The sequence below is a fragment of the Bacillus sp. MYb78 genome, assembly GCF_002975115.1.
In the GTDB taxonomy this organism is placed as follows: Bacteria; Bacillota; Bacilli; order Bacillales; family Bacillaceae_G; genus Bacillus_A; species Bacillus_A cereus.
This window is the reverse complement of sequence record NZ_PCOB01000001.1, coordinates 210,919-235,209: the sequence shown is the minus strand read 5'-3', so window position 1 is coordinate 235,209 and position 24,291 is coordinate 210,919. Positions and strand designations below refer to the sequence as shown.

Here is a 24,291-nt window from a genome sequence, read left to right as displayed (position 1 = left end):
AAGGAGTGGTATGATGAGTAAAGGACCGCAAAAGGGATCGCCTCGTTGGATGACGACTTTTACAGATTTAACGATGTTATTATTAACTTTCTTCGTATTACTAGTTGCTACATCAAAGCAAGATGCAGTAAAATTGTCAAAGATGCTTGAAAAGTTTAGTGATACGGGGCAAGTAGATGCAAAAGTAATGGAAAATACAATACCAGATATTTCACATGAAAAAAATGATGAAAAAATGATTTCAAAAAAGAGAATGGATGAATTATATAAGAAGTTGAAAGCGTATGTAGATAATAACGGTATTAGTCAAGTGAATGTATATCGAGAGGATACAGGGGTAAGCGTCGTTATAGTAGATAATTTAATATTTGATACAGGCGATGCGAACGTTAAGCCCGAAGCGAAAGGGATAATAAGTCAATTAGTTGGATTTTTTCAATCCGTACCTAACCCAATTGTTGTAGAGGGACATACAGATAGTAGACCTATTCATAACGAGAAATTCCCTTCTAATTGGGAGTTATCTTCAGCACGAGCGGCAAATATGATTCACCATTTAATTGAAGTGTATAATGTGGATGATAAAAGGCTAGCTGCAGTAGGATATGCAGACACAAAGCCAATTGTACCAAATGATTCACCGCAAAACTGGGAAAAAAACCGTCGCGTTGTTATTTATATAAAAGAGTAGTATATTATTATTTTAATAATAAAATAATAAAAATACGAAAATTCTTTTAAAAAAATATTAAATTTTATCATTTTATTTTGTATAATGAGTGAGAATGATAAGGTGAAATATTAAGATATATTTATACATAGAAGGAGAGAATTAAAAAGAATGGCACATAAAATTTTAGTAGTAGACGATGCGATGTTTATGCGAACGATGATTAAAAACTTATTAAAAAGTAATGCTGAATTTGAAGTTATCGGCGAAGCAGAGAATGGGGTAGAAGCAATTCAAAAGTATAAAGAACTTCAACCTGATATTGTAACATTAGATATTACTATGCCAGAAATGGACGGGCTTGAAGCATTAAAAGAAATTATTAAAATTGATTCAAGTGCAAAGGTTGTTATTTGTTCTGCAATGGGACAACAAGGTATGGTATTAGATGCAATTAAGGGCGGGGCAAAAGACTTTATTGTAAAGCCATTCCAAGCGGATCGTGTAATTGAAGCTTTAACAAAAGTAGCAAATAGTTAATATAGAAGGGGTGCCACAAGGAATCAAAACAGTGATAGCGGATCGACGTGTGGCCCCCTTTTTTCTCATTGTAAAACACTAAATTGTTATACATAAATGAAATGTTTGTTAGACAGGTAGGGGATAAAAATGCAAACAGATCTATTAAATATATTTTTCGAAGAGTCAGAAGAACATTTACAGTCGCTAAATGAAAATGTGCTAGTGTTAGAACAAAATCCTGCTGATATGGATGTTGTAGGAGAAATATTCCGATCCGCTCATACATTCAAAGGTATGTCTGCGAGCATGGAATTTACGGAAATGGCTGATTTAACGCATAAGATGGAAAATGTGTTAGATGAAATTCGTCATGGAAATATAGTTGTAAATGCGGATATTATTGATGTGATTTTTGAGTGCATTGATAATTTGGAGAAGATGGTTGCAGATGTGCAACAAGGTGGAATGGGCAATATTGATGTAGCCTCAACTAAACAGAAATTAGAAGCATTATTGAACGGTAATGTAGAAACTCCTACGGAACATATAGAGCAAAATCATATAGACACCGATGATGGAGTTTCGCATGAAGTGCATATAACAGTTGAACAGCAAGCGATTTTAAAAGCAGTACGTGCCATTATGTGTATTGAAGCATTGCAAAATGTAGGGAATATACAAAAAACAGCTCCGAGTATTGAAGAAATTGAAGCAGATGCTTTCGGATTTGAATTTACAGTATTTATGGATACGGATTGTAGTATAGAAGAGTTGAAACAAGTAGTACTTCATGTTTCTGAAATTGAGAAAGTGGAAGTAAAGCAAGGAGAACCTATATCGAAGGAAGTAGCTTCTAAAAAAGTCGTGACACAAGAAGTTGTGCAAGTAGAAGAAAAGCTACAACCTGCTGTGGTTACGCAAGTAAAATCACCGATAGAGGCAACGAATCAACCTTCAAGTACTATGCCAGCTAAAAGTACTACAAAAACGAAAAATGCTAAAGTGGAGAATCGTTCAATTCGTGTTCAATTAGAGAAAATCGAAAGATTAATGAATATGTTTGAAGAAAGTGTAATTGAACGTGGGCGCATTGATGAATTGGCTCAAATAATTCAAAACAAGGAGCTAATTGAACATTTAAATCGATTAGGCGATATTTCAAAAGATATTCAAAATGTACTATTAAATATGCGTATGGTGCCGATTGAAACTGTGTTCAATCGTTTCCCGCGTATGGTACGTATGTTAGCGAAAGATTTAGGGAAAAAAATCGATTTACAAATTACAGGTGAAGATACTGAAGTAGATAAAATTGTTATTGATGAAATCGGCGATCCGCTCGTTCATTTAATTCGAAATGCAATCGATCACGGTGTTGAAACTGTTGAAAAACGACGTGATGCAGGTAAAAATGAGACAGGTACGATTAAATTAGAAGCCTTTCATAGTGGAAATCATGTCGTTATTCAAATTACGGATGATGGAAACGGTATTAATAAAGGGAAAGTATTAGAAAAAGCGATTAAAAATGGCGTTGTAACTGAAGCGGATGCGAATAGATTAACAGATCGTGAAGTGTTTGATCTTATTTTCCAACCGGGATTTAGTACAGCTGAAGTTGTATCAGATCTTTCTGGACGCGGTGTCGGATTAGATGTTGTAAAACATACGATTCATAGTTTAGGTGGACATTTAATTATTGATTCTGAGGAAGGAAAGGGAAGTACATTTAGAATTGAACTTCCATTAACGTTATCTATTATTCAATCTATGCTTGTTCAAACGAATGATAAGCGTTATGCTTTACCTCTTGGAAATATCGTTGAAGCAATTCGAATTAAGAGAGAAGACATCCAATCCTTACAAGGAAAAGATGTGTTAAATTATCGTAATCAAATTATTGAAGTGAAACATTTAAGTACTGTATTTGGTGAAAAAACAGTAGATGAGGCGTTTGCGTCATATGATGGTCAAATGGTTCCTGTGTTAATTGTTCGTAATACACATCGCAGCTATGGACTTATTGTAAACACAATTATCGGTCAAAGAGAAATAGTCTTAAAGTCATTAGGTGACTTCTTTGCAGAGAGTTCTAACTATTTCTCTGGTGCGACGATTCTCGGTGATGGACGAGTGGTCCTCATTTTAAACCCAGAAGGTTTATAATAGGAATGAAGGAAAGCTCCCCACTTGTATACAATTGGGGAGCTTTTTGGCTAATCGTTACTAATCTAATAATGGGAATACATACATATTAACGTTTTATATAATAAGTTTGCTAAAATCAAATGAGAGTTTATATTATTTGATAGAAAAACAGAAATGAGGAGGCAGGGAAAATGCCTGAGCAACACACAAAAGGGGATACGAGCACGATTGTGCTAGAAAAAGAAAATGAGCATTTAACGCCTCAAGAATGTGATATTCTTGGCGAAATTGCAAATATATCATTTGGTTCAGCTTCGACTGTATTATCAACGATTTTAAATAGGCAAGTAAGCATTACTGCTCCTCGCATAGAGTTGGTAGATTTATATGATTCAAGAGATGTCGAAGTTCCACATGTTGTATTAAACATTCATTTTACAAAAGGATTAGATATGGAAAATCTTCTTGTTCTTAAACAAGATGTTGCATTGTCCATTGCTGATTTAATGATGATGGGAACAGGTGAAGTGGAGGATGGAAAAGAACTTGGTGAATTAGAACTAAGTGCTGTACAAGAAGCGATGAATCAAATGATGGGATTCGCAGCTACATCTATGTCTGAATTCTTCCAAGATACAGTAGATATGTCTCCGCCGACGATTAATGTTGTAAAGTTATCAGAAGAAATGGAGAAAATCTCTGAAATCGATGGGAATCATACGATTGTTAAAGTGTCGTTTGATTTAAAGATAGATAATCTTGTAAACTCTAAACTTGTACAAATTGTTTCAGTTGAGCATGCGAAACAAATGGTAAATAAATTAATGCAATTATCTGGTGGAGTAGAAGAAAAAGACGAGCCAGCAGAAGTAGTGGAAACTGAGATTGTAGAAGAAGTTGAAAAAGAGCATTTAACACAAGAAGAGAAAGATGTGCTTGGTGAAATTGCAAATATTTCAATTGGTTCCGCTTCAACAGTATTGTCAACGCTTTTAAATCAGCCAGTTACAATTAGTACACCAAATGTGGAAGCAATCAATGTTCGTCATTATGATGGAGTACCAGTGCCATTTGTTATTTTAAATGTTGACTTTGTTGAAGGGCTAAAGAATGAGAATGTATTCGTATTTACGAAAGATGTCGCCTTAACAATGGTAGATTTAATGATGATGGGAACAGGGGAAGTTGATCCGGAAAAAGAGCTTACTGAATTAGAACTGAGCGGTATTAAAGAAATTATGAACCAAATGATGGGTCACGCTGCTACGGCGATGTCAGAAATGTTCCAAGAAAAAATGGACATGACGCCGCCAAATGTTAAATTTGTAACGTTAAAAGAAGAAATGGAGTATTTGGGAGAGTCAATGGAAGTGGACGAACTCGTTCAAATTACGTTCAATCTTGAAATTGGTGATCTGCTTCAATCGAAAATGTATCAAATTTTGCCAATTTCTGAAGCGAAAGAAATGGTAAGGCGACTTCTGTATCCAATGGTGGAAGAAGAAGAGATTGCCACAGAAGAAATTGAAGAAGAAAAAATTGTAGAACCAGTTGTGCAACCTATTGAATTTAAAGAAGTAAAACAAATGGAACCAGTATATATGGACACGTCCATTCTACAAAATGTAGAAATGAACGTGAAATTTGTATTTGGAAGTACAGTGAAAACGATTCAAGATATATTAAGTTTACAAGAAAATGAAGCAGTTGTACTAGATGAGGATATTGATGAACCAATTCGTATTTATGTAAATGATGTATTAGTGGCGTATGGTGAACTTGTAAATGTAGATGGATTTTTCGGAGTAAAAGTGACGAAATCACTATAAGGCATTGAAATAGGAGTTTGAACTAGTAGATGAAAAACGTAAAGTTTTTTCTAATGAGTTGGCTATGCATACATGTGTGCTTGTTCTTCCCCTTGCAAAGTCAGGCTGAGGAACAAATTGAGCCAGATCAAAAAATAAGTGAAGTGAATGTACAAGAAGAAAATAAGGAATCTCAAGAACCGCCAGAGCAAGTGGAAACGAAACAAGATGAAGAGAAACAAAAAGAAGCAGAACAACAAGAAGTAGCAAATAAACAATTGAGTGAAAGAAAGATAGAAACAGAACAGGGAATTATTACAGTAAATAAGCTGGAGCTTAAAGTTGGCGAAGAGGTGCGAATTGCTGTAGAACCAAATGGGAAAAACATTCAAAGTATGAAAGGTATATTGCAGTTACAAAAAAATGGCGAGCAATATGCGCAAGAAAGAATGTTATCTTTTGAGTATGATGAAGGAACGAAGAGCTGGGTTGCTAACTATAAAGCAGGGGATTTTGATTTGCAAGGTGATTGGAATCTTCAGCTCGTTCAAAGTTACAAAGAGAATGAGAAAGAAGAGCTCATAAAAAATGAAGTGAAAGTCCCGCTCATTCGTATTAAAAATGAAACGCCAACTATAGATAAAGAATTGCCAAAGTTACAGAAAGTTACTATTGATGAAGTAAAAGAGAACTTAGTTGAACGAAAACAGGGAGATTCTATACATATACGAGTAAAAGCGTCAGATATAGAATCGGTTGTAAAAGAAGTGCGCGTTACATTAAAAGGGAAAGAAAATAAAGAGCTTTCCTTTTTATTAGACTACAACAAGCATGATATGGATTGGCAAAAAGTATTTGAAATAACAGAAGCATTGCCGGCTGGGCCATACGAATTACTTGTAGAGATAATAGATGCAGCAGGTAATAAACTTGTTGAGGAAAGTGAATATACCATTTCTGTTTTGGTGCCAAAAAACGAAGATGATAAAAAGATAGAAGAGAAAGAAAAAGAAGAAAAATTAGATAATAAACTAGAAAATGAATTAGAAGATAAGAAAGAAAATGAGAAACAAGAAGATTCGAAAGTCAAAAACCCGCTTCCAGAAGAAAATTTGCCAGTTGTTCAAATTCCGAAGCAAGATGAGATAGTAAATAAGTTTATAAAAGAACCGTTGAAAGAGAAAGAGGAATTTACTTACGTTATAAAAGAGCCGTTCGAAGACAACAAGGAAGTACATAAGGGGAAGGACCAAAAAGAGAAAAATAACAAACAAGTTGCCTCTAAAAAGAAAGAACAAAAAGAAGAACCGAAAGACAAGAAAGAAGAAAAAGGTGAACAGGGAGTGCAAGCTTCTGATGTGTTTACTATCATGTCAGGTTTATTCGTACTGTTTTTAGTTTTAAAGAGTAATAAAGAATGGGGCTAATTATTTCATAGTAGTGGAGGCGCTTAAATGGAGATTAAACGTACGACAATTGAAGATAAGGCGTTACAACCATTAAAACAGCCTGCAGCTATTTCGGAGCATGAAATCCAGAAAGAACGAAAGCGTAGCAATTTAGTGTTTACTGGACAGTCTAAAATTATTTCGAAAAATAATGAAATAGGTATTTTACTTGCAAGTTTAAGTGATGGAAAGATTATGAAGGAAATGCTTTCTAAAGAGATGGATACAGTGTTACAACTTTTTAAAAAGCTACATACGTTATCTGGAGAAGGTAAGCAAACAGAAAGAATATTTGAACAAGTAATTAGAAGCCTACAAGGGCTTGTTAAGCAGGCGCATATAAAAGAACTTCCTTTGTTAGATGGAACGTATGATTTCGCTGAAGTACAACTATCATTTGGTAGAAAAGTACATATTCCGTTACTAGATGTGAGTGCACTTATCTCTAGAGTGGAAAGTGATTCTTCAGAAGGGAATATAAATTTGATGGTAACGGTTATTACTGCTTATATAACGAAACTGTCTAACGAAACAATTTTAATTAGCGTTACAGACCGTATTGCTAAAGATCGGGATGTAAGTGTATGGAGAGCGCTTGCGGAAATGAACATGACACAATTGTCACAGGCGTTGAAACATACGGTGCAAGAACATAAATGGTCTATGACGTTTCTTTTTCTCTTTATATGGATTGTCGGTATTATTTTAATTCGAGTTATGTAAAAAGGTCGTCACTCCATTGTGACGACCTCTTTTATATTTTTTCGTAGAAGAATGTATCAAATCGCTGAAGATTATAACGTTCGGGTGTTAAAATTTGTTCCGTACTACCAACAAATAGTACACCGCCTTTTCGTAAAGAACGACTAAATTTTTCATAAAGTTTTACTCTTGCTTCTTCTGTAAAATAAATCATTACGTTACGACAAATAATCAAATCATAATTTGTATCGAACGACTGCATTAAAAGGTCGTGCTGTTTGAACGTAACGTTTTGTTTAATGTTTTGATGCAATGAATATATATCATTCTCTTTTGTGAAATGACGTTCTTTCAAATCATTAGGTAATTCCTTCAGAGAACGTTCTGTATATTGACCGCGTTTTGCGGTTTCTAAAATATGAAAATCAAGATCTGTTGCTTGAATTTCAAAACGAAATGGAGCTAGATGCTTTGATAAAATTAAAGAGAGTGTGTACGGTTCTTCACCAGCAGCGCAAGCGGCACTCCATACCTTTAATTTTCCGCTATTTTGTTCGAGTAATTTTGGTAGTGCTTTCGACTCTAAAGTTTGCCAGCGCTCTTTATTTCTAAAAAACTCTGAAACGTTAATTGTAATATAGTCAATAAAATTTAAAAATAAATTTTGATCAGCGCGTAATTTGTTTAAAAAATTAGTGTAGTTTTCGAAGCCTTTTCTCGAAATGAAAGCATCGATTCTACGGCGCATTCTATCTTGTTTATAAGAAGCGATATCCATATTGAATTGTTGTTTAAAACTCGCGATAAAATGATCATAATCTTGTTCAATTATCATATTTACAATGGGCACAATAATGATATTGTGCCTCCCCCTTTACATCATACGAATTTTTTGTTCAAAGCTTTTTTTCATTTGCTTTTCATGTAATCCTGGTAAATCATAAATGACAGCATCAATACCTGCTTCTTTTGCAACATCGACAGGGATGACAGATGTATGTTTGTCCCCATTATAAAAACAGAGAACTAAATCAGTGTCTTCAATAATTTGTTTAACAAAAAACATATAATCTGATCGGTAAATGGAGTCAGAAGGATGATCAAAAGCAACATATTCGGCTCCGTGTTTTTTTAAGTAATCAACGACTTCTTGAAATTCATCTGTTATTGCTTGCAATGGTTGCAGCGTGTAAAGGCATAAATTTTGAGCGAGTCTTTCATTCTCAACGAAAAAACGAAGAACCTCATTTTCAATAGATTTATAACATAATATGTAAATTTTATGTTTGTGAGCATAGTCAGTTAAAAATTTTTTAATTTCTTCTTGATCTAATGCTGTTAATTGATTTGAACCACAAAGGAAAATATTCATAGAATTGTGCCACCTCATGCTAAATTGTAACATATCTTTTATAAAAAATAACTGCAAAATATTACTGTTCAGAGTATAATTATAAATAACTGGATTTTACGATTAAGTTTAGGAAGAAATAAAAAAATAAATAGGTGATATATATGCTACGTTCTATCTCGCATAATCCAATTTTATCGCATATACCGCCTGCTACTCAAATGCCGAAAGAAGCAAATGTCAGGACAGGACTTGCATTTTCGGATAATTTGCATGCAGATCCGAAAAAAGATAAATTAATAGAACAAATGGAAGCGTTTGTCGATAATATTGGAGAAATTAAAGAGAAAATTGAAATGGAATTAACGCTTGATAATGTAATGGAATACAAAAATACAGTAAAATCATTTTTGAATTTTTACGTTGATAATGTATTGCAGTATAAAGATGTCATGTCTCGTCACCCACGTTACGGATATTCACAGAAAATGACGATTGTGAAACAGGCAGAAATGGGATTGAATGAATTAGAAGATGTGATGAATTTAATTAATACGAAAACAGGACATTTAGAAATGTTAAATCAAATTGGAGAAATCCATGGTTTAATTGTGAATTTAGTCTTGTAAAAGGAAGGAAGCTATATGTACATACAATTATATGAAAAACTCGTTATTATTCAAAAAGCGTATGAAAATATTCAAGCGCTTGGAGAGCAAATATATGAGAATTTAAAAAATAAAAATGTAAATGCAGTTCAAAAGTTGCAAGTAGAGCAATTGCAGTACATTGATGGTTTAAAAGGGTTATCAAGCTCATTTGAAGAAATGGTTGTTCAGTTCTGTAAAGAACAAGGAGTTGAATCGTTTCGTGTAAGTGCGTTATTTTCGTATTTTTCTCAAGAAGAAATTGAAAAAATGGAAGAATTACAAAAAAACGTAACTGAATTAGAAGAGAATGTAAAAATGATTCTTTTGAAAAATCAATATTACTTAAACGTACTATTAAAAACTACAGAAAGTATTGTGGATTCTGTTTCTGAATATAACTTAGAGCGAAACAATAATTCGCAAATCTTTATGAACGAACTATTGTAAAGGAGAAGTGAAGCTTTATGAGATTATCTGATTATAATACACCGCTATCGGGTATGTTAGCGGCTCAAATGGGGTTACAAACAACGAAACAAAACTTGTCTAACATTCATACACCGGGTTATGTGCGTCAAATGGTGAATTACGGATCTGTTGGAGCAAGTAATGGTCATACGCCAGAACAGAGAATTGGTTACGGTGTACAAACGCTAGGTGTTGACCGTATTACTGATGAGGTAAAAACGAAGCAGTTTAATGATCAATTATCTCAGCTCTCTTACTATAACTACATGAATTCGACTTTATCACGTGTAGAGTCTATGGTTGGAACGACAGGAAAGAATTCATTATCTAGTTTAATGGACGGTTTCTTTAATGCCTTTCGTGAAGTAGCAAAAAATCCAGAGCAACCAAACTACTACGATACATTAATTTCTGAAACTGGGAAGTTCACAAGTCAAGTGAATCGTCTTGCGAAAAACTTAGATACAGTGGAAGCACAGACAGCAGAAGATATTGAAGCGCATGTTAATGAATTTAATCGTCTTGCTGCTAGTTTAGCAGAAGCGAATCATAAAATTGGACAAGCGGGTACACAAGTGCCGAATCAACTTTTAGACGAACGAGATCGCATCGTTACAGAGATGTCTAAGTATGCAAACATCGAAGTATCTTATGAATCTATGAATCCTAATATCGCGAGTGTTAGAATGAATGGTATTTTAACAGTAAATGGACAAGATACATATCCACTTCAATTAAATAAAGAGAAAGACCCAATGTCAGTTGAGATTTACGGTTCAGAAATCAATGTAACTAGCGGAGCGATAAAATCAGCGATTGACACGAAAGCGAAGATAGTTGATTATAAAAAAAATCTTGAAGACTTAATGAGTTCGATGAAAAATCAAGTGAATACAGTGATGGGAAAAGATTTCTTCGTTGGAGATCATGCGAAAGATATGAAGTTAAATCCAGAATTCCAAAAAGATATTTCGAAAATGAAAATATCTGCTGAAACAGCAAATAAACTAGCAGCAATTACAGATGGAGATTATAAAGAAGGTCTTTCTTATAAAGCAGCATTAGACCAATTTATAGTTCGTGTTGCATCTGATAAAAGTGCAGTGAATGGTTATCAAAAAATTCATGGGGACTTACTAGAAGGAATTCAGCAAGAAAAAATGAGCGTCGAAGGTGTGAATATGGAAGAGGAAATGGTAAATTTAATGGCCTTCCAAAAATACTTCGTCGCAAACTCTAAAGCTATTACTACGATGAATGAAGTGTTTGATAGTCTATTTTCGATTATTCGATAAGTGATAATAATTGATTGGAAATATATAAGGAGGAGATAGAAATGAGAGTATCTACATTTCAAAATGCAAACTGGGCAAAGAATCAGTTAATGGATTTGAATGTGCAACAACAATACCATAGAAACCAAGTAACTTCAGGGAAGAAAAATCTTCTTATGAGTGAAGACCCACTTGCAGCAAGTAAATCATTTGCGATTCAACATTCATTGGCAAATATGGAGCAAATGCAAAAAGATATAGCGGATTCGAAAAATGTACTAACACAAACTGAAAATACTTTACAAGGTGTTTTGAAATCTTTAACGAGAGCAGATCAATTAACAGTACAAGCATTAAGTGAGCAAAATGGTGAAAAAGAATTGAAAGCAATCGGTGCAGAGATTGATCAAATTTTAAAACAAGTTGTATATTTAGCGAATACGAAAGAGCAAGGCCGTTATATTTTCGGTGGTGATAGTGCAGAGAATCCACCATTTACAGAAGATGGTACATACCAGGGCGGAAAAAATGATGTGAACTGGCAACTAAATGACGGTTATGAATTCAAGGCGTTCCGTAACGGAGAAGCATTATTATCCCCGGTTATAAAAACGCTAAAACAGATGAGCGAAGCGATGCAAAAAGGTGACCAAAAAGCGTTACAACCGTTATTAGGGGAAAATAAGAAAAACTTAGATGGCATCATTAACCGTACAACTGAAGTTGGTTCAACAATGAACACGATGGAGACGTTTAAAACAATTTTAAGCGAGCAAAACTTAGCGCTTCAAGAAAACCGTAAAGAAATTGAGGATGTCGATTTAGCGGTCGCGATTTCTGACTTGGCATATATAAATGCAACGTATGAAGCGACGCTTAAAGCGGTTAGTACGATGAGTAAAACAAGTATTTTAGACTACATGTAATCTATAAGGAGTGAGAAAAATGGCAGGAACAACGATGACAGGTATTGGTGGTAGACAACAAATTTGGAACCTCGGAAATAATATGATCGATACTTCTAACCTAGTAGAATTAGAGATGCAAGCGTTAGATATGAGAAAAACACCGTATACTACTGAGAAGCAAAAACTTACGCAAGATAAACAAGTATATGCAAGTTTAAAGACACAATTTACTCCTTTTACTCAAGTGTTTAAAGATTTAGCAGCTTTTAAAGGGAATGAGAAAAAAGTAACGACAACACAAGACGGCTACATTAATGTGAAAGCTGATGGTGGGGCGATTGCAGGAACTTTTAATATGACTATTACACAGCTTGCGCAGCGTCATCAAATAGCTTCAAATGACATTAAAGATATAAATGCGAAGCTTCCTAAAGATGAAACATTAAAACTAGGTGGTAAAGAACTAAAAGTAACAACTGATATGACATATAAAGATTTAATTAATAAGATTAATGATGGAGATTATGGCGTATCAGCTTATACACTTGGAAATAAAATTTTCATGACCTCGAAAAAAGAAGGAACAGATGGAGTAATTAAGTTTGAGGGGAACACATCTACACTATTTCAAGATATTGGTTTAGCTAATGCGGATGGTACAGCGCTTAATACAATCAATGAAGCACAAAATGCCAAATATAGTATTAATGGTATTGAAGCTGAAAGTTTTACTAATACAATTGAGGCTCTTCCGGGTGTGAAAATTGAATTGTTAAAAGTAACTGAGCCGAAAGTAGAAGGGACACCAGATGCCGGTACAACAACAGATCCAAAAACAAAAGGTGTAGAATTAAAATTTACGGTAAGTGATTCTAATGTAACAGACACAGCCAATATTATTAAAAAGATGGTAGCAGAGTATAATAAAGCAGTTTCTACAGTTGACCTTTTTGCTGGGAAAGATGGAGTTTTCCAAGGGCAGGTAATTATGCAAAGCGTACGTCAAGCGATGAACAATGTTGCAACATTTTCTCAAGATGGTAATTATTTATTCACATTCGGTATTCAATTAAAGCAAGATGGAACGATGGAAGTTAATGATGAAAAATTAACACAAGCATTAAAAGAAAAACCTGATGCAGCGAAGCAATTTTTCTTTAGTTCTAACGGTTTAGGAAAAATGATGGAAGAACCGCTTGATAAACTATTCGGTGATAAAGGTGTAGTCGGCGAGAGAGTAAAAAACATTGATTCACGTGTAAGTGATTTAGATAAAAAGATTAAAGATATTGAAACGCAAAACTTGCAAAAGCAAGATGAAATTGTGAAGAAGTATCAAAAGTTAGAAAGTACATTGGCGGCGCTTGATAGCCAACTAAAAACAATTAAAGCAATGACAAAACAAAAAAGTGATGATTAATGAAAGTTGAGGAAGTGATCGTATGCAAGCATGGCAACGTTATATGCAAAATGATATTATGACGAGTAATCCGATTAAAAATACAATTTTTATTTATGAAAGATGTATTGTAGAGTTTCGTAATTTAGAAGAACTTTTACATACTTTTAAACTACAAGAAGGGGACGCACTTCTTGAAAAATTAGAACGTATTTTTGAAGAACTAAAGCTTCAATTAAATCCTGAGATTACGAAAGATTTATATGATAGTCTATATGGTTTATATGACTGGATTAGCATTCAAATTCAAACGATGAAAGTAACGCGTGAAGCGAAAGATATTGATGCAATTGTGAAAGTGTTACAAGATTTAATAGACGGTTACCGCGGAGCACTTGAAAATGAACAATGATATTTATCGGACGTTTGTCAGCTGTTTTAATGAAATCGGTGAATTGCAAGTGTCAGACAGAGAGTTTGCTGAGAAGAGTGAGATGTTAAATCGCTGGATGATGACATTGGATGAAGAAACGCGTGCGCAAGTTGCAGCAGAAGTAAGCCCATTCATTATTAAGGCAGCTCAGCATATTCGAGATAAGCAAAAGATTTTGGAAGAAATGATTATGACAAATGATGGGCGAATGAAGGCTAATTCATTTTACGGTAAATATTAATAATAACGTCTGGAAGCAGATCCCCCTTTTAAAAGGGGATCTATTCCTTCGTTTACATAAAGAAATCCGCTGATTGAGGTTTCATTTTATGACTGTGATGAAAAAATAATAGTAATCTAAATAATAGAAAAATGGACTTTAGTTTGTAGTTTATATATTGAAATGTTCTATAGATTACTAAGTGTATACAGTTTTTTTGCATTCTTTTTTATATTTTTGTATTTTTCTAAAGACAATAATGAAAAAATGGAATAAAATATGTAAGGGTACATAATAGTAAATATTTTAATAAACGCATATAAGAAAATAAATAATGAAGTGAAACTTCTATCAGTGGATCATTACGTTAGAAAAGGAAGGGTGTGGAATATGCCAGATTTAGTGAGTGATGTAAGCCATTATATGAATTATTTAGTGACGAAACGAAATACTGTTTCTAGTAATATTGCAAATGCGAATACACCTGGCTATAAAGCACAAGATGTAACATTTGCTGAGCAGATGAATAAAAGTAGTGCATTATATAAAAACAATGCGGCTGATTTAAAGAGCAATCCAGATTTATATCAAACGAATGAAATGCACTTGCCGACAGTAAATACGAAAAATACATATGCAAAGATTCAAACAAAATCAATGCAAACGAATAAAGACGGAAATAGTGTGGATGTAACGACAGAAATGCTAGATTTAATGAAAACAAATCAGTTATACGGTATTTCAGTTAACGCAATTAATACACAATATGCAATTAACCAAGCGGCACGCGGACGTTAAAAGTAGAAGGAGAGACAACGGATGTTTCAGGCAATTAATGCAAGTGGCTCAGGGCTAACGACAGCGAGAAAGTGGATGGAAGTTACTTCTAACAATATTGTAAATGCAAATACGACGGCGGCTCCGGGGGCAGATTTATATGAGCGTCGTAGTGTGGTGCTAGAATCAAACAATAGTTTTGCAAGTATGCTAGATGGGGCTCCTACTAACGGAGTGAAGATAAAAAGTATTGAAGCAGACAAAACGGAAAATTTAGTGTATGATCCGACGCATCCGCACGCAAATGAAGAAGGATATGTACGTTATCCAAATATTGATGTAACTGCTGAAATGACGAATGTTATGGTTACTCAAAAAATGTATGAAGCAAATACGAGTGTATTAAATGCAAATAAAAAAATGCTTGATAAAGATTTAGAAATCGGCCGAGGATAAGGGGGAAGATAGTAATATGAAAATCCAACCAATGTTACATACACAACCATTTGGAGCAATTCAGTCAATTGGTGCATCGAAAACTTCTCAAACATCTGTAGTTGAGGGGAAAAAGTTTATTGATTTATTGGAAGATATGAATCAAACGCAAAACAATGCGCAAACAGCAGTATATGATTTACTAACTAAAGGGGTAGGAGAAACACATGACGTTTTAATTCAGCAAAAGAAAGCTGAGTCTCAAATGAAAACGGCTGCTCTCGTACGTGATAATCTTATTGAAAATTATAAGTCACTAATTAATATGCAAATTTAGGAAAGTGGACGGGTGTGTTTAAATGGAAAAGATGAAAAATGTTATCCAATCGTTAAAAACGTGGCATAAGTTAGTAATTGGTGCTGCGCTTTTAGCGATTGTAACAGGAGCACTTTTATACTTCACCTTGCCAGATAAATATGTTGTTGTATATCAAAATTTAAATGATACAGATAAACAAGAGATTACAGCAGAATTATCGAAGTTAGGTGTCGATTATCAATTAGCGGCCGATGGTTCGATTCGTGTGCAAAAGAATGATGCTCCATGGGTTCGAAAAGAAATGAATGGGATGGGCTTACCGTTTAATTCTAAAAGCGGTGAGGAAATTTTATTAGAAAGCTCGCTCGGTTCAAGTGAGCAAGATAAAAAAATGAAGCAAATTGTCGGTACGAAGAAGCAATTGGAGCAAGATATTGTAAGAAACTTTGCGACAGTTGAAACGGCAAATGTTCAAATTACATTGCCTGAAAAAGAGACAATTTTTGATGAAGAAAAAGCAAAAGGAACAGCGGCGATTACGGTTGGAGTGAAGCGTGGCCAATTGTTAACAGCTGATCAAGTTGCAGGTATACAGCAAATGATTAGTGCAGCAGTTCCTGGCGTGAAGGCAGAAGAAGTAAGCGTTATTGATAGTAAAAAAGGTGTTATCTCAAAAGGGACAGATGAAGCACATTCTAGTAGTTCTTCTTCTTATGAGAAAGAAGTAGAGATGCAGCATCAACTTGAAGGTAAATTAAAGCAAGATATTGATGCAACGTTAATGACGATGTTTAAACCGAATGAATATAAAGTGAATACGAAAGTATCTGTAAACTACGATGAAGTTACACGTCAGTCAGAAAAGTATGGTGATAAAGGTGTACTTCGTAGTAAACAAGAGCAAGAGGAAAGCTCTACTGCGCAAGAAGGGGCAGATACGAAGCAAGGTGCTGGTATTACAGCGAACGGTGAAGTGCCAAACTACGGTACGAACAATAATCAAAATGGTAAAGTTGTCTATGATAATAAAAATGGTAACAAAATCGAAAACTATGAAATAGATAAAACAGTTGAAACAATTAAGAAACACCCAGAATTAACGAAAACAAATGTTGTTGTATGGGTAGATAATGATACGTTAGTAAAACGTAGAATGGATATGACAACTTTTAAAGAAGCAATCGGAACAGCGGCAGGACTTCAAGCTGATCCGAACGGTAACTTTATAAATGGTCAAGTTAACGTTGTAACTGTTCAGTTCGATCAGCCGAAAGCCGAAAAAGAGAAAGAGCCAGAAAAAAGTGGTATGAACTGGTGGTTATTCGGTGGAATTACAGCTGGCTTATTAGCAATCGGTGGTCTAGTATGGTTCTTATTAGCAAGACGTAAGAGAAAGAAAGAAGAAGAGGAATATGAAGAATACTTAGCAGAAGACGAAATTGCTGCAAGTAATGAAAGTATCTTGGAAATTCCTGAAGAAAAAATAGTGCCAGAGCCAAAACCTGAACCAGAAGAACCGAAAGAACCAACGTTAGATGAACAAGTGCAGGATGCTACGAAAGAACATGTAGAAGGAACTGCAAAAGTAATTAAAAAATGGTTAAACGGACAGTAAGGGAGGAACAACGATGTTAGATGAAATCTCCTCCAAAGAAAAAGCTGCCATCCTTATTCGTACATTAGAAGAAGGGGTGGCAGCAAAAGTCATTGAATATATGACAGCTGAGGAAAAAGAAGTATTACTTCGTGAAATCGCAAAGTTTCGTGTATACAAACCAGAAACGTTAGAAAATGTACTAGGAGAGTTCTTATATGAACTAAATGTAAAAGAATTGAACTTAGTCACTCCAGATAAAGAATACATTCGTCGCATATTTAAAAACATGCCAGAAGACGAACTGGAAAAATTATTGGAAGATCTTTGGTATAACAAAGATAATCCATTTGAATTCTTAAATTCACTTACAGATTTAGAACCACTTCTTACAGTGCTTAATGATGAGTCACCACAAACAATTGCAATTATCGCTTCTTATATTAAACCGCAACTTGCGTCTCAATTAATTGAGAGATTGCCAGATCATAAACGAGTAGAGACGGTAATGGGTATTGCGAAGTTAGAACAAGTTGATGGTGAATTAATTAATCAAATTGGTGAGTTGTTAAAATCGAAATTAAATAATATGGCATTCAGTGCAATTAATAAAACTGATGGCTTGAAAACAATCGTAAACATTTTAAATAATGTTTCACGTGGTGTTGAAAAAACAGTCTTCCAAAAGCTGGATGAAGTCGATTATGAGTTATCTGAGAAAATTAAAGAAAATATGTTTGTCTTTGAAGACTTACTTGGTCTTGAAGATCTTGCGCTTCGCCGTGTATTAGAAGAAATTACAGATAACGGTGTTCTTGCGAAAGCACTTAAAATTGCAAAAGAAGAAATTAAAGAGAAATTATTTACATGTATGTCTTCAAACCGTAAAGAGATGATTCTAGAAGAATTAGATGGCTTAGGACCGCTTAAGATGACGGATGCTGAAAAAGCGCAGCAAACGATTACTGGTACAGTGAAAAAGCTAGAGAAAGAAGGAAGAATTATCGTTCAAAGAGGTGAAGAGGATGTCCTTATTTAAAAACAGAATTCCGAAGAATTCTGTTTCTTTTTCTGAAGAAACGTATGAATTACAATTTCCAAAACCAGCTTCAGTCCAAATAGAAGAGGAAGAATTACAAACTGATCATGCAGAGCTTCGCGCCCAGCAAGAGTCATTACATATGGAAATGAATCAGCTAAGGCAAGAGAAGCAAATGCTAGAACGAGAGCGGCAGCAGTTATTACAAGATAAAGAACAATTTCAAATGCATATTCATGAACAAATGGAACAGATGGAAGCAGCGCGTGTGCAGTTTCAAAAAGAACAACAAGAAACAGCATATGAATGGACAGAGTTATTATGGGATCAATCTTTTCATCTAGCAGAAAAAATCGTGAATCAAGCGGTAGATTCACGATCGCTTGATGTGTTACCTATTTTAACTGGCATCGTGCAAACATTGCCAACTTCGTTTGAAAAATTAATCATTACAGTACATCCAGAAACGTTTGAACGTATTCAAGAAGAGAAGGAGAATACGAAAGAATATTGGTTACTACAATTAGTAGAATGGAAATATGATTTCTCCCTGCAGTTTGGTGAATTTGTTCTGGAAGAAGAGAAAGAGTTCTTTGAATTTAAATTTGCACCTATATTTGCGAAACTTCGTCAGAAATGGGAAGAAGAGAAGTTATTTGAGGAGCAAAATGTATGAGCCGCCTGTTAATGAATGAGAACGAAAAATGGAATAAGTTCATTGAAACACCGCTGTATACGAAAGTAGGCAAAGTTCATAGTGTACAAGAACAGTTTTTCGTAGCAAAAGGGCCGAAAGCGAAGATCGGAGATGTTTGCTTCGTTGGAGAACATAACGTCTTATGTGAGGTGATTGCCATTGAAAAAGAAAATAATATGCTACTTCCATTTGAACAGACAGAAAAAGTATGTTATGGAGATTCAGTGACATTAGTTTCAGAAGATGTTGTTGTACCACGTGGTAATCACTTGCTCGGAAAGGTGTTAAGTGCAAATGGTGAAGTGTTAAATGAGGAAGCTGAAAACATTCCATTACAGAAAATTAAACTAGATGCACCGCCTATACATGCATTTGAACGTGAAGAGATTACCGATGTATTTGAAACAGGAATAAAATCAATTGATTCTATGCTAACAATTGGTATCGGTCAAAAGATTGGTATTTTTGCTGGGTCAGGTGTTGGTAAATCTACTTTACTTGGAATGATAGCAAAAAATGCAAAAGCTGATATAAACGTTATTAGTTTAGTAGGAGAACGTGGTCGGGAAGTAAAAGACTTTATTCGAAAAGAGTTAGGCGAGGAAGGGATGCGAAAAAGCGTCGTTGTTGTAGCGACGTCAGATGAAAGTCACCTTATGCAACTTCGTGCCGCGAAACTCGCAACGTCTATTGCTGAATACTTCCGTGATCAAGGCAATAACGTATTACTTATGATGGACTCTGTTACTCGTTTCGCCGATGCACGAAGAAGTGTTGATATTGCTGTTAAAGAGTTACCGATTGGTGGTAAAACACTGCTAATGGAAAGTTATATGAAGAAGCTGTTAGAGCGGTCTGGGAAAACACAAAAGGGATCTATAACAGGTATTTATACGGTGCTTGTTGATGGGGACGATTTAAATGGTCCCGTACCAGATTTAGCACGTGGTATTTTAGATGGACATATTGTATTAAAGCGTGAGCTTGCAACGCTTAGTCATTATCCTGCAATTTCAGTATTAGATTCAGTAAGTAGGATTATGGAAGAAATTGTTTCGCCACATCATTGGCAACTTGCAAATGAAATGAGAAAAATTTTATCAATTTATAAAGAAAATGAATTGTATTTTAAGTTAGGAACGATTCAAGAAAATGAAGAAAATGCTTATATTTTTGAATGTAAAAATAAAGTAGAAGGTATAAATACATTTTTAAAGCAAGGTCGATCGGATAGTTTCCAATTTGATGATATCGTTGAAGCGATACACCATATAGTATAAGGCCTCTGCCGAAGAGGTCTTATTTTTTTGTTTTTTAATATTTCACAGATTTTTTTGGAAAAAAACTATATAATAGAAAAAGAGAACGTTATAATAGGAAGGGGCTATGAAAACAGGTGGATAAACAGCAGTACGACACAATAAAATTGCAAATAAATCAAGAAAAAGAACATATTTTAAAAGAAGTGTATGAATTAACAGCTGAAAAAAGAAAAATAGAACAAAAAAAAGAATATGATTTATATGTTGTGAAATCGCGTAGTAAAGTCGTACAAACTGGGCAACGTATTATGGCGGGCATGCTTTCTTCACATACGTTTTCACCTGAAAGAATAGAAGAATGGAATCGAAAAATTAAAAAAACGGAAGGTTTTATTCAAAAAAATGAAAGCCTTTTAGAGCAAGTAAAAGAAAAAGAACGTGTCATTGATGAGATGTATCAAGAAAATTGCAAAAAGCTTGCGAAAGCACAAGAAAAGCTGGAAGAAAAAATGCTTCTGGATTTGAAAATGTGTATGAATGGATGAGGTGAATGTAGTGATACAGTCTGTATTACCGGTGCAACAAAGTTTACCTCCGCAAAAAGAAAAAGGGCTAGAAGTACAATCAAAAAATGAAGATTCTTCATTCGATCGTACGATGAGAATGGAAAATAAAAAACAGCCGCAAACGGAGAAAACGAAACGAGAAGAAGCACCAACAGAAGAGAAAAAAGATTATATTCTTTCTAAAAAATCGGTAACGAAAGAAGAACCAAATGTAAAGAAAGAAGAAAAAAAAGAGACAGAACAGTTGTTATTAGCTGTATCTGAGCAAATGGTTGCAATTGAGCAATTACATGTGCAGCCGGAATTGTTATATCAATACATACAAAAAATACAAGAGCTATATAAAGAATATGGCAATATTAAACTTAATGAATTACCTGCAGCTGAATTACAACAATTACAAGAACTTCTTTCAAATATGAATATCAAAAATGCTATATGTTTAGAAGATACAATGCAAATGGTATTAGACAAAATGAAGATGCCAGAGCAAACGATGCAAGCATTGAAAGTTGTAGAAACAGAAACTTGTAATATTGCAAAGGAACAAGAAGAGTCTAAAGAGGTAGATCTTCCGAAACTTGAGAGCGATGATGCAAAGGTAGAGTTGCCAGAGGTTGATGCATTAAATGATTCGAGCTCTGCAGGTGCAGAGTTATTAAATAAAACGACGAGTACCGAACAAATAGGGAAATCAAATAGTGGTGCTGAGAAAGTTTCATTACCTGACTTAGGAAAGAAAATGGAAGCGCAAGTAGAAGCGCTGCAAAAATTTGTAGTGAAACAAGAACGTGTTTTATTCCAGTTAAATCCAGAAAAACTTGGTACATTAACAGTGTTTATGAAAAAACACGGAGATCAAATTGACGTTCACGTAGAAATGGAAAAACACGATGCGAAAAAACGTGTTGAAATCATTTTTGATGAATTGAAATTAAAGTTAAAAGAAAAAGAAATCAATATTCAAATTAGCTATTCAGATAAAGATGAAAATCGAAAAGAACAGCGAGAACAAGAGCAAAGGCAAAAACAGAAATTAGCAAATACAAATCATGAAAAACAACAATCAACAGAATTTGCGGGATTATTGGAGGAATAAAGCGTGCCAACAGTTGGATTAAATACAACGAGTACAAATCATATTCCGTTACAAGCAGGAGCGCAAAAAAGTAATGTACCTGTTAATGGTGTACAATCGCCAGTGCAACAAAGTAATGGAGTTTCGGCAGGAGCGCAAAAGACTCCTGGGGTAATGGGGAAAGATGATTTCCTAAAATTGTTTTTATCAAGTTTCCAACATCAAGATCCATTTAATGCGATGGATATGAATCAAATGATGAATCAGACAGCGCAGTTATCTCTTATGGAACAAGTACAGAATATGACGAAAGCAGTAGATAAGCTGCAATCAACGATGTATTCAACAGCACTTGATGGTGGAATGAAGTTTTTAGGTAAATACGTAAGAGGTGTTGACGGTGACGGAAACAAAGTAACCGGTCAAGTAGAAACGGTTCGCCTTGCGGAAAATAACGATGTACAGCTCGTTATTAATAATAAGGTTGTATCTCTTCGTTTCGTTGAGAGAGTGTCTGATAAACCGATTGGGGAAACGAACCCAGAAGACGCAAAGAAAGACGATCAAAAAGTAACTGAAGAAGTAAAAACTACAAATTCATAAGGAGTGTCCATACGTTATGATTAAAGCGTTATATACAAGTATTACAGGGATGAATGCAACACAAAATGCATTAAGTGTAACTTCAAATAATATTGCCAATGCACAAACAGTAGGTTATAAAAAACAAAAAGCAATGTTTGATGATTTACTATATAACAATTCGATTGGTGCAAAAGGTGACGGTAAATACGCAGGAACAAATCCGAAAAGTATTGGTAATGGTGTGAAAATGAGTGGTACAGTTACGGATTATAGTGATGGTACAATTACGTTAACAGGTGGCAAAACACAAGCCGCAATGGAAGGTAATGGTTTCTTCGTTGTAGGTGATTCAAAAGGCGGAAATATGGAATTTACTCGTAAAGGTACGTTTGGGATATCTTCAGATTACTATATTACGAATACTGAAGGTCAATATGTATTTGCATACCCTGCGAATGAGGCAACTGGTGAAGTTGATTTATCTGGAATTCCAGGACCGTTGCAAATTCCAATGGGAACAGCAATTGGTGGTATTCGAACATCGAAAGGGACAATTAAAGGTAATATTCCAACTGGTGAAAAACAAATTACACAAGATTTACCTGTATATGATAATGCGGGGAATACATGGACAATGCGTGTCGAGTTTAAACAAACGAGCGAACATAATTATACATATAAAGTACAAATGCGTAATGACTCGAAAAAAGAAACAGAGTTTAAGGATGTTCCAGGTGCAGGTGGTAATATGACATTTGATGCTGTTGGAAATCCAAATCCGAAAGAGCAAGGGGCCAATATTCCATTTGATGGCGGCTCTATAAAATTAGACTTAAGTCATTTAACAAACCATCCAACAGATAAAACATTATCAGTAACAGACGTAGATGGTAGAGCAGCAGCGACGGTTAAAGATTGTTTCATTGCTGACGGTGGATATGTGATGGTAAAATATTCTGATGGAAGTATGAAATCAGCTGGTCAATTAGCTGTTGCGATGTTCCCGAACGAAGGCGGACTAATGAAAACAGGTAATGGTAACTATACAGCGACGAATACAACAGGTATTTTAGCTCTTGGTGCATCTGGTCAAAACGGTGCGGGTAAAGTACGCGGTGGTGCACAAGAAGGTGCAAACGTAGATTTATCTGTAGAATTTGTTGACTTAATGTTATACCAACGCGGATTCCAAGGAAATGCGAAAGTAATTAAAGTTTCAGATGAAGTATTAAATGAAGTTGTAAACTTAATTCGATAATATATCGTAAGGAAAAAATGTAATGGAGTAGAAAGGGTTTTTTATTCGTATGACAAGACAAGAGCGAATTTTACAATTGCCTTTTTTCGAAAATAAACGTGAACTTGCCGAGCAAGTATTAAAAATAGAACGAGAAGAGCATGTATATTTACCAGATCAATTTGAAATTAAGCAAGTGCCTCCGTATTCATTTGGTGAAAAACAAGCGATCATTGGCCGTATCCATGAGTTTTATTTCATAAGTGTTGGTAGTGATAGCGTTTGGAAGTATCAACTGTTTAAGGATGAGATGAAGTGTCGTGAGTTTTTTGTTATGTTGCCAAATATTACGGATCAGCAAATAGCGTTTTGGTTTAATAACATAGAGTTATTGAAAAGTTCTTAAAAAGATCTAAAAAGCTCTTTTTAGGGTTGACGAGAGGACCCAGCGTTGTTTTTGAGCGGTTAGTGCCTAATAGGGCCTCGACTGGTGTGTAAGGACAAAGGTATGGAGAGTTACTAAGGTAGTATAAAAAGAGGTAAGCAAAGTTTAGTGTGCATAAACAGTTATGGTCCAGAAGAGCTCCTAGTTGTAAGAATAGAGCTATGGAGGCGTAATGAGATAGTTGGGGATGAGATAATCATTTCATAGTAGGCAAGTGCCTTCTGGATAGTATGTAACAATAGATTTTTATAAAAGG

General features: G+C 34.7%; 27 protein-coding genes. 25 read left to right on the top strand and 2 right to left on the bottom strand.

Features of this window, described 5'->3' with window-relative positions; genetic code table 11:
- Positions 1 to 13: 13 nt before the first annotated feature.
- The 6 genes from CQ064_RS01230 (at position 14) to CQ064_RS01205 (ending at position 7,319) form a co-directional block, all read left to right on the top strand.
- The gene (locus CQ064_RS01230; protein WP_000033627.1) at positions 14 to 691 is read left to right on the top strand and encodes an OmpA family protein; all 678 of its coding nucleotides are present in this window, start codon (positions 14 to 16) and stop codon (positions 689 to 691) included.
- A 150-nt stretch (positions 692 to 841) separates the two neighbouring features.
- Complete coding sequence (locus tag CQ064_RS01225; RefSeq protein ID WP_000940568.1) at positions 842 to 1,210, top strand: response regulator; 369 nt, start codon at positions 842 to 844, stop codon at positions 1,208 to 1,210.
- 129 nt (positions 1,211 to 1,339) lie between these two features.
- A complete protein-coding gene (locus CQ064_RS01220) occupies positions 1,340 to 3,358 on the top strand; it encodes a chemotaxis protein CheA (RefSeq protein ID WP_001192617.1) in 2,019 nt (672 codons plus the stop codon).
- 173 nt (positions 3,359 to 3,531) lie between these two features.
- Positions 3,532 to 5,169 carry a flagellar motor switch protein gene (locus CQ064_RS01215; protein ID WP_001115016.1) on the top strand — a complete coding sequence of 546 codons (1,638 nt, stop codon included), beginning with the start codon at positions 3,532 to 3,534 and terminating at the stop codon, positions 5,167 to 5,169.
- A gap of 29 nt (positions 5,170 to 5,198) precedes the next feature.
- On the top strand, positions 5,199 to 6,575 hold the full coding sequence (locus tag CQ064_RS01210; protein WP_000800070.1) for a hypothetical protein: 1,377 nt from the start codon (positions 5,199 to 5,201) through the stop codon (positions 6,573 to 6,575).
- Between the two features lie 27 nt (positions 6,576 to 6,602).
- On the top strand, positions 6,603 to 7,319 hold the full coding sequence (locus CQ064_RS01205) for a hypothetical protein (RefSeq protein ID WP_000403953.1): 717 nt from the start codon (positions 6,603 to 6,605) through the stop codon (positions 7,317 to 7,319).
- A gap of 31 nt (positions 7,320 to 7,350) precedes the next feature.
- Here CQ064_RS01205 and cheR read toward each other — a convergent pair whose 3' ends face one another.
- Positions 7,351 to 8,133, bottom strand: a complete 783-nt coding sequence (cheR, locus tag CQ064_RS01200; RefSeq protein WP_000582875.1) for a protein-glutamate O-methyltransferase CheR — start codon at positions 8,131 to 8,133, stop codon at positions 7,351 to 7,353.
- 39 nt (positions 8,134 to 8,172) lie between these two features.
- Entirely contained in the window at positions 8,173 to 8,670 is a 498-nt protein-coding gene (locus tag CQ064_RS01195) for a flagellar motor switch protein FliG (RefSeq protein ID WP_001020110.1), read from the bottom strand.
- 143 nt (positions 8,671 to 8,813) lie between these two features.
- On the opposite strand from CQ064_RS01195, the gene CQ064_RS01190 reads away from it, so the two are divergent.
- From CQ064_RS01190 to CQ064_RS01100, 19 genes are all read left to right on the top strand, one after another.
- A complete protein-coding gene (locus tag CQ064_RS01190) occupies positions 8,814 to 9,278 on the top strand; it encodes a YaaR family protein (RefSeq protein ID WP_000946319.1) in 465 nt (154 codons plus the stop codon).
- Positions 9,279 to 9,293: 15 nt separating this feature from the next.
- Positions 9,294 to 9,746, top strand: coding sequence for a hypothetical protein (locus CQ064_RS01185; protein WP_000275878.1), 453 nt, complete (start codon positions 9,294 to 9,296; stop codon positions 9,744 to 9,746).
- A gap of 17 nt (positions 9,747 to 9,763) precedes the next feature.
- A complete protein-coding gene (gene flgK / locus CQ064_RS01180) occupies positions 9,764 to 11,062 on the top strand; it encodes a flagellar hook-associated protein FlgK (RefSeq protein WP_001239707.1) in 1,299 nt (432 codons plus the stop codon).
- A gap of 41 nt (positions 11,063 to 11,103) precedes the next feature.
- Positions 11,104 to 11,967 (top strand): flagellar hook-associated protein 3, encoded by an 864-nt coding sequence (locus CQ064_RS01175; protein ID WP_001266416.1) that lies wholly within the window; start codon positions 11,104 to 11,106, stop codon positions 11,965 to 11,967.
- A 19-nt stretch (positions 11,968 to 11,986) separates the two neighbouring features.
- Positions 11,987 to 13,369 carry a flagellar hook-associated protein 2 gene (locus CQ064_RS01170; protein WP_000929309.1) on the top strand — a complete coding sequence of 461 codons (1,383 nt, stop codon included), beginning with the start codon at positions 11,987 to 11,989 and terminating at the stop codon, positions 13,367 to 13,369.
- Between the two features lie 22 nt (positions 13,370 to 13,391).
- A complete protein-coding gene (locus tag CQ064_RS01165) occupies positions 13,392 to 13,760 on the top strand; it encodes a flagellar export chaperone FliS (protein WP_001149516.1) in 369 nt (122 codons plus the stop codon).
- A complete protein-coding gene (locus CQ064_RS01160) occupies positions 13,750 to 14,022 on the top strand; it encodes a hypothetical protein (protein WP_001058088.1) in 273 nt (90 codons plus the stop codon). Before CQ064_RS01165 ends, CQ064_RS01160 begins: the two co-directional genes overlap by 11 nt.
- Positions 14,023 to 14,340: 318 nt before the next feature.
- Positions 14,341 to 14,799 carry a flagellar basal body rod protein FlgB gene (gene flgB / locus CQ064_RS01155; RefSeq protein ID WP_074789290.1) on the top strand — a complete coding sequence of 153 codons (459 nt, stop codon included), beginning with the start codon at positions 14,341 to 14,343 and terminating at the stop codon, positions 14,797 to 14,799.
- Positions 14,800 to 14,820: 21 nt separating this feature from the next.
- A complete protein-coding gene (flgC, locus tag CQ064_RS01150) occupies positions 14,821 to 15,234 on the top strand; it encodes a flagellar basal body rod protein FlgC (protein WP_000484681.1) in 414 nt (137 codons plus the stop codon).
- A gap of 16 nt (positions 15,235 to 15,250) precedes the next feature.
- Positions 15,251 to 15,550 (top strand): flagellar hook-basal body complex protein FliE, encoded by a 300-nt coding sequence (gene fliE / locus CQ064_RS01145; protein ID WP_000701674.1) that lies wholly within the window; start codon positions 15,251 to 15,253, stop codon positions 15,548 to 15,550.
- A gap of 22 nt (positions 15,551 to 15,572) precedes the next feature.
- Complete coding sequence (locus CQ064_RS01140) at positions 15,573 to 17,147, top strand: flagellar M-ring protein FliF C-terminal domain-containing protein (protein WP_000413958.1); 1,575 nt, start codon at positions 15,573 to 15,575, stop codon at positions 17,145 to 17,147.
- 13 nt (positions 17,148 to 17,160) lie between these two features.
- Entirely contained in the window at positions 17,161 to 18,165 is a 1,005-nt protein-coding gene (gene fliG, locus CQ064_RS01135) for a flagellar motor switch protein FliG (RefSeq protein ID WP_000883364.1), read from the top strand.
- Positions 18,152 to 18,841 carry a FliH/SctL family protein gene (locus CQ064_RS01130; protein ID WP_000051703.1) on the top strand — a complete coding sequence of 230 codons (690 nt, stop codon included), beginning with the start codon at positions 18,152 to 18,154 and terminating at the stop codon, positions 18,839 to 18,841. The genes fliG and CQ064_RS01130 overlap by 14 nt, the downstream gene beginning before the upstream one ends.
- On the top strand, positions 18,838 to 20,142 hold the full coding sequence (fliI, locus tag CQ064_RS01125) for a flagellar protein export ATPase FliI (protein WP_000088692.1): 1,305 nt from the start codon (positions 18,838 to 18,840) through the stop codon (positions 20,140 to 20,142). Before CQ064_RS01130 ends, fliI begins: the two co-directional genes overlap by 4 nt.
- A gap of 116 nt (positions 20,143 to 20,258) precedes the next feature.
- Positions 20,259 to 20,669: a hypothetical protein gene (locus CQ064_RS01120; RefSeq protein ID WP_000360860.1), complete on the top strand. Its 411-nt coding sequence runs from the start codon at positions 20,259 to 20,261 to the stop codon at positions 20,667 to 20,669.
- A gap of 10 nt (positions 20,670 to 20,679) precedes the next feature.
- The gene (locus CQ064_RS01115) at positions 20,680 to 21,789 is read left to right on the top strand and encodes a flagellar hook-length control protein FliK (protein ID WP_000616458.1); all 1,110 of its coding nucleotides are present in this window, start codon (positions 20,680 to 20,682) and stop codon (positions 21,787 to 21,789) included.
- A 3-nt stretch (positions 21,790 to 21,792) separates the two neighbouring features.
- A complete protein-coding gene (locus CQ064_RS01110; RefSeq protein WP_001143462.1) occupies positions 21,793 to 22,371 on the top strand; it encodes a flagellar hook assembly protein FlgD in 579 nt (192 codons plus the stop codon).
- Positions 22,372 to 22,387: 16 nt separating this feature from the next.
- A complete protein-coding gene (locus tag CQ064_RS01105; RefSeq protein WP_000588320.1) occupies positions 22,388 to 23,611 on the top strand; it encodes a flagellar hook protein FlgE in 1,224 nt (407 codons plus the stop codon).
- Between the two features lie 49 nt (positions 23,612 to 23,660).
- Positions 23,661 to 23,996 carry a DUF3964 family protein gene (locus tag CQ064_RS01100; protein WP_000198167.1) on the top strand — a complete coding sequence of 112 codons (336 nt, stop codon included), beginning with the start codon at positions 23,661 to 23,663 and terminating at the stop codon, positions 23,994 to 23,996.
- Positions 23,997 to 24,291: the final 295 nt, after the last annotated feature.

Coding starts and splice junctions, on each gene's coding strand:
- CQ064_RS01230 (WP_000033627.1), top strand. CDS start 14: ATGAGTAAAGGACCGCAAAAGGGATCGCCTCGTTGGATGACGACTTTT.
- CQ064_RS01225 (WP_000940568.1), top strand. CDS start 842: ATGGCACATAAAATTTTAGTAGTAGACGATGCGATGTTTATGCGAACG.
- CQ064_RS01220 (WP_001192617.1), top strand. CDS start 1,340: ATGCAAACAGATCTATTAAATATATTTTTCGAAGAGTCAGAAGAACAT.
- CQ064_RS01215 (WP_001115016.1), top strand. CDS start 3,532: ATGCCTGAGCAACACACAAAAGGGGATACGAGCACGATTGTGCTAGAA.
- CQ064_RS01210 (WP_000800070.1), top strand. CDS start 5,199: ATGAAAAACGTAAAGTTTTTTCTAATGAGTTGGCTATGCATACATGTG.
- CQ064_RS01205 (WP_000403953.1), top strand. CDS start 6,603: ATGGAGATTAAACGTACGACAATTGAAGATAAGGCGTTACAACCATTA.
- cheR (WP_000582875.1), bottom strand. CDS start 8,133: ATGATAATTGAACAAGATTATGATCATTTTATCGCGAGTTTTAAACAA.
- CQ064_RS01195 (WP_001020110.1), bottom strand. CDS start 8,670: ATGAATATTTTCCTTTGTGGTTCAAATCAATTAACAGCATTAGATCAA.
- CQ064_RS01190 (WP_000946319.1), top strand. CDS start 8,814: ATGCTACGTTCTATCTCGCATAATCCAATTTTATCGCATATACCGCCT.
- CQ064_RS01185 (WP_000275878.1), top strand. CDS start 9,294: ATGTACATACAATTATATGAAAAACTCGTTATTATTCAAAAAGCGTAT.
- flgK (WP_001239707.1), top strand. CDS start 9,764: ATGAGATTATCTGATTATAATACACCGCTATCGGGTATGTTAGCGGCT.
- CQ064_RS01175 (WP_001266416.1), top strand. CDS start 11,104: ATGAGAGTATCTACATTTCAAAATGCAAACTGGGCAAAGAATCAGTTA.
- CQ064_RS01170 (WP_000929309.1), top strand. CDS start 11,987: ATGGCAGGAACAACGATGACAGGTATTGGTGGTAGACAACAAATTTGG.
- CQ064_RS01165 (WP_001149516.1), top strand. CDS start 13,392: ATGCAAGCATGGCAACGTTATATGCAAAATGATATTATGACGAGTAAT.
- CQ064_RS01160 (WP_001058088.1), top strand. CDS start 13,750: ATGAACAATGATATTTATCGGACGTTTGTCAGCTGTTTTAATGAAATC.
- flgC (WP_000484681.1), top strand. CDS start 14,821: ATGTTTCAGGCAATTAATGCAAGTGGCTCAGGGCTAACGACAGCGAGA.
- fliE (WP_000701674.1), top strand. CDS start 15,251: ATGAAAATCCAACCAATGTTACATACACAACCATTTGGAGCAATTCAG.
- CQ064_RS01140 (WP_000413958.1), top strand. CDS start 15,573: ATGGAAAAGATGAAAAATGTTATCCAATCGTTAAAAACGTGGCATAAG.
- fliG (WP_000883364.1), top strand. CDS start 17,161: ATGTTAGATGAAATCTCCTCCAAAGAAAAAGCTGCCATCCTTATTCGT.
- CQ064_RS01130 (WP_000051703.1), top strand. CDS start 18,152: ATGTCCTTATTTAAAAACAGAATTCCGAAGAATTCTGTTTCTTTTTCT.
- fliI (WP_000088692.1), top strand. CDS start 18,838: ATGAGCCGCCTGTTAATGAATGAGAACGAAAAATGGAATAAGTTCATT.
- CQ064_RS01105 (WP_000588320.1), top strand. CDS start 22,388: ATGATTAAAGCGTTATATACAAGTATTACAGGGATGAATGCAACACAA.
- CQ064_RS01100 (WP_000198167.1), top strand. CDS start 23,661: ATGACAAGACAAGAGCGAATTTTACAATTGCCTTTTTTCGAAAATAAA.